At 34.2% G+C, this 12691-nt stretch carries 12 protein-coding genes; 6 read left to right on the forward strand and 6 right to left on the reverse strand.

Annotation, left to right across the window (positions count from 1 at the left end):
• Positions 1-167 precede the first annotated feature (167 nt).
• Entirely contained in the window at positions 168-1769 is a 1602-nt protein-coding gene (locus BUA98_RS19900) for an ATP-dependent DNA ligase (protein WP_072975344.1), read from the reverse strand.
• The gene (locus BUA98_RS19905; RefSeq protein ID WP_072975346.1) at positions 1766-2797 is read right to left on the reverse strand and encodes a ligase-associated DNA damage response exonuclease; all 1032 of its coding nucleotides are present in this window, start codon (positions 2795-2797) and stop codon (positions 1766-1768) included. The genes BUA98_RS19900 and BUA98_RS19905 overlap by 4 nt, the downstream gene beginning before the upstream one ends.
• A gap of 201 nt (positions 2798-2998) precedes the next feature.
• On the opposite strand from BUA98_RS19905, the gene pruA reads away from it, so the two are divergent.
• Positions 2999-4624, forward strand: a complete 1626-nt coding sequence (gene pruA, locus BUA98_RS19910) for an L-glutamate gamma-semialdehyde dehydrogenase (protein ID WP_072975348.1) — start codon at positions 2999-3001, stop codon at positions 4622-4624.
• Positions 4625-4712: 88 nt separating this feature from the next.
• Here pruA and BUA98_RS19915 read toward each other — a convergent pair whose 3' ends face one another.
• Positions 4713-5159 (reverse strand): hypothetical protein, encoded by a 447-nt coding sequence (locus BUA98_RS19915; RefSeq protein WP_072975349.1) that lies wholly within the window; start codon positions 5157-5159, stop codon positions 4713-4715.
• A gap of 295 nt (positions 5160-5454) precedes the next feature.
• Between BUA98_RS19915 and BUA98_RS19920 the strand changes: the two genes are divergently transcribed.
• From BUA98_RS19920 to BUA98_RS19930, 3 genes are read left to right on the forward strand one after another with little or no spacing between them, the layout of a single operon-like run.
• Complete coding sequence (locus BUA98_RS19920; protein WP_072975351.1) at positions 5455-6507, forward strand: sensor histidine kinase; 1053 nt, start codon at positions 5455-5457, stop codon at positions 6505-6507.
• A 24-nt stretch (positions 6508-6531) separates the two neighbouring features.
• Entirely contained in the window at positions 6532-7704 is a 1173-nt protein-coding gene (locus BUA98_RS19925) for an alpha/beta fold hydrolase (RefSeq protein WP_072975353.1), read from the forward strand.
• A 26-nt stretch (positions 7705-7730) separates the two neighbouring features.
• Complete coding sequence (locus BUA98_RS19930; protein ID WP_072975355.1) at positions 7731-8435, forward strand: LytR/AlgR family response regulator transcription factor; 705 nt, start codon at positions 7731-7733, stop codon at positions 8433-8435.
• 57 nt (positions 8436-8492) lie between these two features.
• Here the strand turns inward: BUA98_RS19930 and BUA98_RS19935 are convergent, their stop codons facing one another.
• Together BUA98_RS19935 and rsmG are read right to left on the reverse strand one after the other, a co-directional pair.
• Complete coding sequence (locus tag BUA98_RS19935) at positions 8493-9248, reverse strand: carbonic anhydrase family protein (RefSeq protein WP_072975357.1); 756 nt, start codon at positions 9246-9248, stop codon at positions 8493-8495.
• 163 nt (positions 9249-9411) lie between these two features.
• Positions 9412-10041: a 16S rRNA (guanine(527)-N(7))-methyltransferase RsmG gene (gene rsmG, locus BUA98_RS19940; protein ID WP_072975359.1), complete on the reverse strand. Its 630-nt coding sequence runs from the start codon at positions 10039-10041 to the stop codon at positions 9412-9414.
• Positions 10042-10148: 107 nt separating this feature from the next.
• Between rsmG and BUA98_RS19945 the strand changes: the two genes are divergently transcribed.
• Together BUA98_RS19945 and BUA98_RS19950 are read left to right on the forward strand one after the other, a co-directional pair.
• A complete protein-coding gene (locus BUA98_RS19945) occupies positions 10149-11243 on the forward strand; it encodes a fatty acid desaturase family protein (RefSeq protein ID WP_072975360.1) in 1095 nt (364 codons plus the stop codon).
• Positions 11244-11308: 65 nt separating this feature from the next.
• Positions 11309-12499 (forward strand): pyridoxal phosphate-dependent aminotransferase, encoded by a 1191-nt coding sequence (locus BUA98_RS19950; RefSeq protein WP_072975362.1) that lies wholly within the window; start codon positions 11309-11311, stop codon positions 12497-12499.
• Positions 12500-12549: 50 nt separating this feature from the next.
• On the opposite strand, the gene BUA98_RS22610 is transcribed toward BUA98_RS19950, so the two are convergent.
• Complete coding sequence (locus BUA98_RS22610) at positions 12550-12681, reverse strand: hypothetical protein (protein ID WP_262987441.1); 132 nt, start codon at positions 12679-12681, stop codon at positions 12550-12552.
• Positions 12682-12691 lie beyond the last annotated feature (10 nt).

Raw genomic sequence — 12691 nt, forward strand, 5'->3', positions numbered from 1 at the left:
TATGGTATAAGTATTTAAACACATAGAAACATAGCTTTCGAAATCGTATAAAGGCGTTTCACTTGTATTAAAACACATAGCTATGTGTGGAAACTTGTTTCTTTTGTATCCCTTTTACAGACATTTAACCTATGTTTCTATGTGTTTATTTTTTTAATTATTAAATCTTACGAAATCATACTTTTTAAATCTTCAATCGAATTGGCATCTTCAATTTTTTTGTCTTGTCGCCATCTCAAAATTCTAGGAAATCTAGTGGCAACACCACTTTTATGTCTTTTGGAAAGTGCAATTCCTTCAAAACCAATTTCGAAAACTAATTTTGGCGTAACGCTTCGAACGGGACCAAATCTTTCTAATGTATTTTTTTTGATAAAATCATCCACTCGTCTAAACTCAGCATCGGTTAAACCGGAATAGGCTTTTGCAAAAGTGACCAGTTCTTTTTCGTCTTTCTCATTCGTTTGCCAAAGCGCAAAAGTATAATCGGTAAAGAGATTCGATCTTCTACCGTGGCCGCGCATGGCGTAAGTCAAAACGGCATCGATCACCAATGGCTCAATTTTCCATTTCCACCAATCGCCTTTTTTTCTTCCTACTTGATAGGTTGAATCGTTGCGTTTTATCATTAAACCCTCACTTTTCATTTCGCGGGCACGCATTCTTTCGGCCGTCACGTCTTCCCAGGAATGGAGCAAAACTCTTTCTGATAATTGAAAACTTTTGGTTTTATCTTTTATCGAATCATATAATTGCTCTAATAATAATCTGCGTTCTGAATATGGTAAATTCCGAATATCCTGACCATCCCATTCTAAAATATCATAAGCTTTTAGAATGACCGGAACTTTTTCAAGCAAAGAAGCTGATATTGCTTTACGCCCAATTCGGGTTTGCAAATCATTAAAAGTCCCTATTTCTCCTTCGGGATAAGCTAAAATTTCGGCATCAATTACAGTTCCGTTTGGAATCAATCCCACAAAAGATTGAAACTCGGGATATTTATCGGTTACCAACTCCTCTCCTCTTGACCAAACATAAATTTCGCTTTCGCGGATGATCGTTTGTGAACGGATTCCATCCCATTTATGTTCGATGGACCAATCTTCACGATTTCCGAGATTTTCAACTTCTCCTTCAATTGGATACGCCAAATAAAACGGATAAGGTTTTGATAAATAATCGCTGCTTTGTTCGTCCAAAATCAATTCCTGAAAAGTAATCGTATTCGGGTCCCAATTTCCCATTAATTTATACGCCAAAGCATCTTCATCAACATCTTCTGCTTTAGAAAGTGCCCTTGTCATTAATTTTTGGCTTACGCCGATTCTTAAACTTCCGGTAATTAATTTGGTAAAAACAAAGCGTTCGTAATAATTTAAAGCCAGCCAATTTTCATGTAAATATTCTTTTTTTTCTATATCTGATTTCTTTTTTAAAGCGATGATTTCCTGAAGATATTCAGTTAAACTTTTATCCGACTGTTCTTTTGTAGTGGGAATAATCAAAGCAATTGTTTCTGCTAAATCTCCCACAATATGATAACTTTCTTCAAAAAGCCATAGTGGAATATTAGCCAATTCATTTGCCCAAATTCGCAATAAAGTTGTATTGACCGGTCTCGGTGGACGACGGTGCGACAGTATAGCAATCGTCCATACTTTATCTTCCGGCGATGCATTTTTAAAATACGTCGTCAAAGCATCAACTTTTACATTCGTTTTATTTGAACTGTCTAGCGTTTTTATAAGTTGGGCAAAGTTTTTCATTCTAGGATTTCTTTCTCAGTTTCAACTTCCTTTTCCATTTCTGCTGTCTCGCCTTCATATTGTGTTTTCTCCGTTCTGGCATCGTAACCCAATTCTCTTAAATATTTAGAGAAAATATCGGTATAACCGTGCGTGCAAATTATTTTTTCTGCGCCAGTTGCTTTTATACTATCCAATAATGAAAACCAATCACAATGGTCGCTCAAAACAAAACCTTTGTCAATAGCGCGTCTGCGTCTGGCTCCGCGAAACGCCATCCACCCACTAGCTGACCCGGTCACAAATGGAGTCATTTTCCTAATCCAGATACTTCCATGCGCACTTGGCGGTGCGAGAACAATATTACCTAACAAATCTTCTTTTTTGGTTTCACGCGTCACTAATGTTGTGGGTGGAAAATCAACCATCGGACGCAAAACATTAGTCATATTTTCGATCGCGCCATGCGTATAAATTGTTCCGATATCGGTATCCAGATATTTTAAAAGTCTTTGTGCTTTACCGAGAGAATATCCAAAAAGAATAGAAGTTTTTCCCTCTGCTTTATTTTCTGCCCACCAATTATTGATTTCTGTAATTACTTCAGCTTGTGGCGTCCAGTTAAAAGCCGGTAAACCAAAAGTACATTCGGTTATAAAAGTGTCACATTTTACAACTTCATACGGAACAGAAATTCCGTCGTCTTCGGTTTTGTAATCGCCTGTAAAAACCCAAACTTCTCCTTTATGTTCCACTCTAATTTGAGAACTCCCAATAATATGTCCGGCAGGATGCAACGAAAATTTCACATTGTTGATAACAAAGGTTTCTCCCCATTCTTTTCCTGTGACATTTATTTCGCCTAAACGATGTCGGATTATCGGAATATTGGTGTGATGTGTAATGTAATTTTGATTTCCCCAACGCGAATGATCAGCATGTCCGTGTGTAATAATGGCATTTTTTACCGGCCTCCATGGATCAAGATAAACATCGGCTTGTTGGCAGTAAATTCCGTTATCGTTAAAAGCTAAGAGTGGGATTTTCATATGGTTACCATTTTTGTTGTTTATAAACCATTTTGGCACATTCTATCAAATTTAACTATTTACCAATCAAGCTGTTTTACAGTTTGGCGGGATTAGTTTATTAAATTACAACTTTTTAATATTGTATTGTGATATAATCAAATTATCATTTGTACTTTTGTAAAAAATTAGACATTTCGTAATTTTAAAATAATTTATCCCATGTTAAAAGGATTCTTTCATGTACCAAAAGCGGTAAACGAACCTGTAAAAGGTTACGCGCCAAACTCGCCAGAAAAAGCGGCTGTACAAGCAGCTTACACTACAATGTGGAACTCAAAAATTGATGTTCCTTTATACATTGGAAGTGAAGAAATCAAAACTGGAAATACAAAAACAATTTCAGCTCCACACGATCACAAACATATCGTAGGAACTTATCATTTAGCTGAAAAACAACATATCGAAAAAGCGATTGCAAATGCTCTTGAATCAAGAACTGCATGGGCAAACATGGCGTGGGAACAACGTGCTGCTATTTTCTTAAAAGCTGCTGAACTTATTGCAGGTCCATACAGAGCGCGTATTAACGCTGCAACTATGATTGGACAATCTAAAAATATTCACCAGGCAGAAATTGATGCTTCTTGTGAATTAATTGACTTTTTACGTTACAACGTAGAATTCATGACTCAAATTTACGGAGATCAGCCAAAATCTGATTCTACTACATGGAATCGCTTAGAATACAGACCTCTTGAAGGTTTTGTTTACGCGATTACTCCTTTCAACTTTACTGCTATCGCGGCAAACCTTCCTGCAAGTGCTGCTATGATGGGTAACGTTGTAATCTGGAAGCCAAGTGATAGCCAGGTTTTCTCTACAAAAATTATCATCGAAGTTTTCAAAGAAGCTGGTGTTCCTGATGGCGTTATCAACGTTGTTTTTGGAGATGCTTTAATGATTACGGATACTGTTTTGGCAAGCCGCTATTTCGCCGGAGTTCACTTTACAGGATCAACTCACGTATTTAAAGATATCTGGGCTAAAATTGGTGCCAATATCAACAACTATAAAACTTATCCAAGAATCGTTGGAGAAACTGGTGGTAAAGATTTTATCATTGCACATCCAAGCGCTAATGTAAAACAAGTTGCAACAGGAATTTCTCGTGGTGCATTTGAATTTCAAGGACAAAAATGTTCTGCAGCTTCAAGAGCCTATATTCCACAAAGTTTATGGCCAGCTGTAAAAGAACAATTAATTGCTGATGTAAAATCTATGAAAATGGGTTCTCCGGAAGATTTTGGAAACTTTATTACAGCAGTTATCCACGAAGGTTCTTTTGATAAATTAGCTAGTTATATCGACCAGGCTAAAAAAGATGCTGACGCAGAAATTATTGTTGGTGGAAATTATGATAAATCTGTAGGTTACTTTATTGAGCCAACGGTTATTGTAACTACAAATCCAAAATATACTACAATGGAAACCGAATTATTCGGACCAGTAATTACGATCTACGTTTACGAAGATGCAAAATGGGAAGAGACTTTAGAATTAGTGGATACTACTTCTGAGTACGCTTTAACAGGAGCTGTTTTCAGTCAAGATCGTTATGCTATTGAAGTAGCTACTACGAAATTGCAAAATGCTGCTGGTAACTTCTATATCAATGATAAACCAACAGGAGCTGTTGTAGGAATGCAACCTTTTGGTGGAGCAAGAGCTTCAGGAACTAACGACAAAGCAGGTTCTGCATTGAACTTATTGCGTTGGGCTTCTCCAAGAACAATCAAAGAAACTTTTGTTACTCCGGAAGATTATAGATATCCTTTCTTAGGATAGTCTTAAAGTTAGAAAGTCGAAAGTCTTAAAGTCAATATAAAGCCGAATCTAAATTTAGATTCGGCTTTTTTATTTATAATTATTGCTTTTATTTAGTTTCTTCAAGATATAAATTTGTAATTTTTTCTAAATAATCTTCTGAGCGAAAACCTTTCGAATTAGTCAAAATAATTGCTGTAACATCATCTTTATGATAAATAATTAACCCTGATTTTACATCAGCTTGCGCAGGAATGATTTCACATGAATCCTTTTGAGGTACCATTAATTTTATCAATTTACTAATTAATACACTATTACTTTCTTCTTTTTGAAACGAGCTTAGGTCGATATTACGAAGAAACGAATTCCTATTTTTATTCGGAATTCGTTTATCATGAACTTGAGAAGTTTCGGCTTTGCCGACAGCTAAAGGCGATTCTATAAATCTTGAAGGTTCTTCATACACAATATCTTGTTTCCTTTTTTGCGAAAATAGATTGATCGTGTTCATTAAAATCAGAATGACGATTACATTTTTAATTGTTGTTTTCATTTCAGTTATGTTAGTTTATTACAAGAGAATTTTACCTTAATGCATTAATTAGAAATGCAACGAATACAAGGATAAGTTTGACCATAAAATATTTTTAAGCGAATGTAATTCCAGAATGATTTCACAATTATGCTCGCCTACAGAAAGTCTGTTTCAGCATTCAAACAATAAAAAGGATCTCAAAAATAAATTCGTACGCTGAAACGCTGTTTTTAATAGCGAAAGCTCATTATTCATAGCTACAAACAAAGCTTACTTCTATATTTTATTATCTTGCTACCAATTACAATACTTTATGAATTTATTGAAAAACATTGACCTCAAAAGAGTCTTATTACATTTTACCTATTGGCTTTCTTTTTTGTTATTATACGTCTCCGAAAAATCTGACGACACCCCTTATTACGATTATACTTTTATTTATACGTTTAAAATCCTAGCTGAAGCCACTGTCGGCTACGCATTAATTTATTGGATTATTCCACAAACCCTTAATAAAAAAAGATACTTGCTTTTTATAATTTCCAGCGTAGGATGGCTTTACTTTGTCTTTGCTTTATTAATGACGTTAAAATATTATTATCTCGAACCTAAATTTCCTGGTTTCTTTGATGATTGGCTTGGACATAAAATGACTGTTCCCGAAAGGTTGACTTCGGGTAAACTGATTTTAAGAGAATTCTCTTTTATTACTTATCCGATTATTATCTTGGGCTTTATAAGTTTTAATCGCAAACAGCAGCGTCTTTTAAAATTGGAAGAAGAAAAAAAATCAATGGAATTGAAGGTTTTAAAAAACCAGTTGAATCCACACTTTCTATTTAATACTTTAAATAATCTATATACGCTGACATTAAAAAAAGATGATAAAGCACCTGAGGTAATTGCGAAATTATCTGAGATACTTGATTTTGTTCTGTATCGATGCAACGAAGATTATGTTTCGATTGAAAAAGAAATCGCCTTAATCGAAAATTATATTACGCTGGAAAAACTCCGCTACAGCGAAAACAGATTAGATATTTTATTCACCAAAAACATTCAGGAAAATGCCAAAATTTCTCCTTTAATTATTCTGACATTCATAGAAAATGCTTTTAAACACGGCGTGATTAACGAAACTGAAAAAGCAATAATTCGCCTGAATTTGGAAAGCAACAAGCAGCAAATCATTTTTAGTATTGAGAATACAAAACCTAAAAATGAACTTTCAAGAATTTCGGACAAATCAAAAATTGGATTAATAAATGTTCAAAAGCAGCTGGATTTATTGTATCCCAAAAAACATCAATTAGAAATTGAAGAAACGCAAACTAATTATACCGTGAAACTTTATCTTACTCTTTAATCGAAAAACTATCTCGCTAATCTTATGAAAAAACAATTATTTAATCTCTTTTTACTTTGTTCATTTATCACAGCAAACAGTCAATCTAAAACCATCGATACTTTGGTTGATGTTGGCAATCATAAATTGCACTTCAAGATTGTAAAAGGTACAGGAATGCCGATACTTTTTGATTCCGGAGCAGGAAATGGCGGATCTGTTTGGAATTCTATTTTAGATAAAACCTCCGAGATTACAAATGCTACTTTAATTACCTACGCCCGTGCAGGTATTGGAAAAAGTACCATTGATACCTTGCAGACTGATGAATCTAAACATGGTATTATAAGCAGTATTGAAGATTTAGAAATCGGTTTAAAAAAGTTGGGATATGATAAAGATATCTTATTGGTTTCACATTCTTACGGAGGCTTCCTTTCAACACTTTATGCTTCAAGACATCCTAAATTGGTAAAAGGAATTGTTCTAATTGACGTGAATCATAATTATTATGAAGATGGTATTATCGAAAAAGAAGTCGCGACACAAGACCAATTGATTGCGCAATGGAAGATAAGCAACAAGGGCACTTATTTCATGGCAAAAACAATTATTGAGACTGTCAAAATCATGAGTAAAATTTCAATTCCACAGAGTATTCCGGTTGTTGATTTTGTAAACGGTATTCCGTACCTGAAAGTACCTGAGGAAATTGAACGCTGGAAAGAATGTCATAGAAAATTTGTAGCAAACAATCCGAATGTGATTGGCATTACCGCACATGATTGCGGTCATGGCATCTGGATGGGAAATCCACCTTTAGTAATTAATTCAATTGCAAAATTGTATGCCAACAGCTCTAAACAAAAAGCAGAAATTCTGGATCGTGCTTTACAATATTCTATAACGGCTTGTAATGAAGAAAAAGCGGCCGTTTTAGCTTTTAACAATTCTGAAGATGATTTGAATACTTGGGGTTATGAATTATTAAGAAAGAATGAGAACCAAAAAGCAGCTGAAATTTTTAAATTAAATCTGGCTTTAAATCCGTCAAGTGCAAATGCTTACGACAGCTACGGCGAAGCTTTGTTAAAAACAGATAAAAAAGAAGAAGCTATTAAAATGTATAAAAAATCTATTGAACTAAATCCTGAGAATAAAAATGGAAAAGAAGTTTTAGAAAGAATTGCAAAAGACGACACAAAACCTTTAAATTAGATTTTTAAACTATTGATTCTTGTTGAATGAAATACAAATGCATTATTGTTGACGACGAACCTTTGGCAAGAGAATTAATTACTTCACATTTAAGCCATTTCGAAAATTTTGATTTAATCGACTGTTTTGATAATGCGCTTAAAGCTTATACTTTTCTGGAAACGAATACTGTCGATTTAATTTTTCTGGATATTGAAATGCCTTTATTGAAGGGAAATGATTTTTTGAAAAAACTAAAAAATCCGCCTAAAGTAATTTTCACAACGGCTTATAGAGAATATGCAATCGAAGGATATGAACTCAATGTAATTGATTACCTTCTGAAGCCTATTACTTTTGATCGCTTTTTTGTTTCAGTTGAAAAATTCAAGCAAATGCAGCTTCCAAAAAAAGAAATTGCTTCAACAACTGAAGATCACATTTTTGTGACAAGCGGCAGTAAAAACATTAAGATTATTTTTGACGAGATTTTGTACATCGAAAGTTTGAAAGATTATATTACAATTCATCTGGAAAACAGCAAATCCCATCATATAAAACAGAATATTTCGATTTTTGAAAAATTATTAAACTCCAATTTTATTCGCATTCATCGCTCTTTTATTATTCAGACTAAAAAACTAACGGCGTATTCTAAAAATGATGTAGAAATAAATGATGTAGAAATTCCAATTGGAAATAGTTATAAAGAAAACTGGCTGGATTATTTAAATACAGCTGTTTTAAAATAAAAAGTAAAAGCCGAATCCACATTTAGATTCGGCTTTTACTTTTTTATATTTTCTACTTTAGAGAAAAATTACTTCTCCAGTGTGAAGATCATAATAACCTCCAATAATTTTAATTTCACCCTTATCTTCCATTTCTTTTAAAATCGGACTTTGCGCTCTTATTGTTTCAATAGTTTGAAGGACATTATTTTTGGCAACATATTCTACAAATTCGGAATTCTTAGATTTTTTTTCTCCTTTAAAATCTTGCGACTTTGCAATAGCAGGTTTTATTTTAGCAAGCATTGCTGTTATATTTCCCATCTTAACATCATCAATTGCCGATTTTATTGCACCACAGGATTCATGACCTAAAACCAAAACAAGCTTAGCGCCCGAAACTTTACAACCATACTCAGCACTTCCTAACAAATCTTCATTTACGAAATTTCCCGCTACACGTCCAACGAAAAGATCTCCAATTCCTTTGTCAAAAACATCTCCAACAGGAACACGGCTATCCAGACACGAAATAATAACAGCCTTTGGATATTGGCCTTGTGATGCGTCACGAACTAAGGCAGAATGATCTCTTAAAGTCAAATCATTTTTCATATAGCGCTTATTACCATCCTTCAGACTCTGAATAACATAATCTGGTGTTAGCGCTTTTTGCTCTTCGGCCGTCAAAACTCTTTCCTTTAAAGGAACAAGCTTAGAAACCGCTTCTTTTGTATCGTTTTTTTCTATTTCTTTTGATACCTTATTTTGGCAAAACGCATTCGAAACAGCTAGTACAGTCATAAAAGCAATTTTGCAAAACGTATTTTTCATATTTTAAAATTTTAGATTGGAACTAATAGTATTTAAAATTAAACAAATAAATCTGCATCAAAAACATTCTAAAAACAAAAAATCCGAATCTTAATGAAAGATCCGGATTTTCTATTTTCAACAAGTCCCAACAACCTGAAACCTGAAACAAAAAAACTTTTTTCTAAGGCTGAAACTTCAAAGGTAAATGCACGACTTTTTTGGTTTCAAAAAACTCATCTTCAAAAATATCAGCCAAATCATATAGAGTTGCTTTAGGAAAAGCAGCCAATTCTTCTGTTAAATCTCCACCTTTAAGATAAAGGATTCCATTTTTTAAAGTGTGTTTGTGCTGTTTTTTGATTTTATCTTTTATCCACGAAACAAAATCCGGCATGTTAGTCACGGCACGGCTCACGATAAAATCGAAATCCCCTTTTACCAATTCGGCACGTTTTTGTTCTGCTTTTACATTTTTTAATTCTAATGCATCAACAACACCCTGAACCACTTTTATTTTCTTTGCAATAACATCAATTAGATAAAAACGTGTTTCCGGAAAAAGAATCGCTAACGGAATTCCAGGAAAACCTCCGCCTGTTCCAACATCCAAAACAGTTGCGCCGGGTTCGAACTTCATGATTTTTGCGATTCCAAGCGAATGCAAAATGTGTTTTGTATATAAGGCATCAATGTCTTTTCTAGAAATTACATTGATTTTTTCATTCCAATCGTGGTATAAAAAGTCTAATTTTTGAAATTGTTCGATCTGAAGTTCGGTCAAATCCGGAAAATATTTCAATATCTCATCCATTGCTCTAAATTTTTAACAAAAGTACTACTTTACGATTGAAATATTTAACTCAATTTTGCAAATTGAGAATTTATAATAATTACCTTTGAAACCTATTTAAAATAATTATGAATAACACTGCACCTACATTTGCAAGGCAAGACAATCTGAAATTTTTCAGAACACTTAACTCTCGGGTAAACAATTACTTCAAAGAGAATAATATTCAGAAAACTGGAAATTGGAAGTTACATTTAAAAGCGGTTATTCTATTCGCTGTTTTTTTAACACCCTACTTTTTAATCCTTACGCTTGATATGCCGTTTTGGGTAATGTTGCTTTTGTCAATCGTTATCGGAATTGGAATGGCAGGAGTTGGAATGAACGTAATGCACGATGGAAATCACGGTTCATTTTCAACTAAAAACTGGATCAACAAATTTATGGGGGGAACTATTTATGTTCTCGCAGGAAACGTTTACAACTGGCAGGTACAACATAATGTATTACACCATACTTATACTAATATTCCCGGACACGATGAAGATTTAGATGCCGGAAGAATTATCCGTTTTACAAAAGATGCAAAATGGCATAGCTTTCACCGTTTTCAACATTATTATTCTGTTTTCTTATACGGGTTATTGACTTTCAATTGGGCGATTACAACCGATTTTAAGCAAATGAGAAGTTACTTAAAAAGAAAATTATCTTACGGAGAACCAAAAAGCCCAAAAATTCTTTGGACAACTTTAATTATCACTAAAGTAATTTATGTTTCTATCTGGATTGTTCTTCCAATGGTTATCGGAATTACATGGTGGAAAGTTCTAATTGGTTTCTTCATCATGCATTACACCGCAGGATTAATTTTAAGCGTTGTATTTCAATTAGCACACGTTGTAGAAGAAACTACAAATCCATCTCCAAACGAATTAGGCGAAATGGACAATACCTGGGCCATTCACCAATTGTTTACCACTACTAATTTTGCGCCTAAAAATGCAATCGTAAACTGGTATACTGGCGGATTGAACCACCAAATCGAACACCATATTTTTCCAAATATCAGTCATATTCATTATGGTAAAATCGCAAAAATTGTAAAAGAAACTGCAAAAGAATGCAACTTACCTTATTACGAATACAGAACTATGACAGATGCCGTAATTGCTCACTTTAAGCATTTGCGTGATCTTGGAATGAAACCTGAACTAGCATAAAAAATCTATTAATAATTAACCTTCCTTAATTAAAGTTGAAATTAAGGACATTCAAAATTTTCATAATGAATCATATTCTTTCGGACAGAATCAACAACTTAGCGACCTCACAAACTTTAGCAATGGCCGCTTTAGCACGCGAATTAAAAGCACAAGGAAAAGACATTATCAGTTTAAGTTTAGGTGAACCAGATTTCAATACACCAGACTTTATTAAAGAAGCTGTTAAGAAAGCAGTTGACGAAAATTATAGCACATATTCTCCAGTAGAAGGTTATTTAGAATTGAGAGAAGCAATCTCAAGAAAATTTAAAAGAGACAACGGATTAGAGTACAAACCAACTCAAATCGTAGTTTCTACAGGAGCAAAACAATCTTTATACAACATTGCGCAAGTAATGTTAAACGATGGTGACGAGGTTATCTTACCAGCACCGTACTGGGTATCTTATTTCGAAATTGTAAAACTTTCAGGCGGAGTTCCGGTTGAAGTTCCAACTTCTGTAGATACTGATTTCAAAATCACTCCAGAACAATTAGAAGCTGCAATCACACCAAAAACAAAAATGATGTGGTTCAGTTCGCCTTGTAATCCTTCAGGGTCTGTTTACAGCAGAGAAGAGTTAACAGCGCTTGCAAAAGTTTTAGAAAAATACCCAAATATCTATGTAGTGGCTGATGAGATTTATGAGCACATCAATTTCTCAGGCACTTTCTGCAGTATCGGTTCAATCCCTGGAATGTTAGAAAAAACAATCACGGTTAACGGAGTTGCAAAAGCATTCGCCATGACAGGATACAGAATTGGTTACATCGGAGCACCGGAATTCATTGCAAAAGCATGTACAAAAATTCAGGGACAAGTAACTTCAGGAGCAAACTCTGTAGCGCAACGTGCTACAATTACAGCTGTAGATGCTGATCCAAGCGTATTAAACCACATGGTTCAAGCTTTCCACACTCGTAGAGATTTAGTAGTTGGATTATTAAAAGAAATTCCTGGTGTAAAAATCAACGTTCCTGAAGGAGCATTTTACGTATTCCCAGACGTTTCTTCTTTCTTCGGAAAAACATTAAGAGGAACTGAAATTAAAGATGCAAACGACGTTTCAATGTATCTTTTAGCTGAGGCTAACGTAGCAACTGTAACAGGTGACGCTTTCGGAAACCCAAATTGTATTCGTTTTTCTTACGCGACAAGCGATGATATTTTAAAAGAAGCATTACGCAGAATCAAAGAAGCTTTGACGCTATAAAAATATAAATAAGTTTATTAAAACGGCTTAAGGTTCAAAGTTTCATCACTTTATACTTTAAGCTGTTTTTTTATGGGGTTGCCTCCGGCCGGGCTATCCGCTTCAATCTTTTGTTCCATTCCATTACACAAAAGGATTTCCACTTCTATCCCTAACCCAAAACGGTCAACGAGAAGTTTCATTTCAAAATAA

This window comes from Flavobacterium saccharophilum, assembly GCF_900142735.1.
GTDB lineage: Bacteria > Bacteroidota > Bacteroidia > Flavobacteriales > Flavobacteriaceae > Flavobacterium > Flavobacterium saccharophilum.

What these genes read in the sequence shown, in the direction of transcription:
- BUA98_RS19930 (WP_072975355.1), top strand. Translation starts at nt 7,731, where the DNA reads ATGAAATACAAATGCATTATTGTTGACGACGAACCTTTGGCAAGAGAA.
- BUA98_RS19945 (WP_072975360.1), top strand. Translation starts at nt 10,149, where the DNA reads ATGAATAACACTGCACCTACATTTGCAAGGCAAGACAATCTGAAATTT.
- BUA98_RS19935 (WP_072975357.1), bottom strand. Translation starts at nt 9,248, where the DNA reads ATGAAAAATACGTTTTGCAAAATTGCTTTTATGACTGTACTAGCTGTT.
- BUA98_RS19900 (WP_072975344.1), bottom strand. Translation starts at nt 1,769, where the DNA reads ATGAAAAACTTTGCCCAACTTATAAAAACGCTAGACAGTTCAAATAAA.
- BUA98_RS19905 (WP_072975346.1), bottom strand. Translation starts at nt 2,797, where the DNA reads ATGAAAATCCCACTCTTAGCTTTTAACGATAACGGAATTTACTGCCAA.
- BUA98_RS19915 (WP_072975349.1), bottom strand. Translation starts at nt 5,159, where the DNA reads ATGAAAACAACAATTAAAAATGTAATCGTCATTCTGATTTTAATGAAC.
- BUA98_RS19925 (WP_072975353.1), top strand. Translation starts at nt 6,532, where the DNA reads ATGAAAAAACAATTATTTAATCTCTTTTTACTTTGTTCATTTATCACA.
- BUA98_RS19920 (WP_072975351.1), top strand. Translation starts at nt 5,455, where the DNA reads ATGAATTTATTGAAAAACATTGACCTCAAAAGAGTCTTATTACATTTT.
- BUA98_RS22610 (WP_262987441.1), bottom strand. Translation starts at nt 12,681, where the DNA reads ATGAAACTTCTCGTTGACCGTTTTGGGTTAGGGATAGAAGTGGAAATC.
- pruA (WP_072975348.1), top strand. Translation starts at nt 2,999, where the DNA reads ATGTTAAAAGGATTCTTTCATGTACCAAAAGCGGTAAACGAACCTGTA.
- BUA98_RS19950 (WP_072975362.1), top strand. Translation starts at nt 11,309, where the DNA reads ATGAATCATATTCTTTCGGACAGAATCAACAACTTAGCGACCTCACAA.
- rsmG (WP_072975359.1), bottom strand. Translation starts at nt 10,041, where the DNA reads ATGGATGAGATATTGAAATATTTTCCGGATTTGACCGAACTTCAGATC.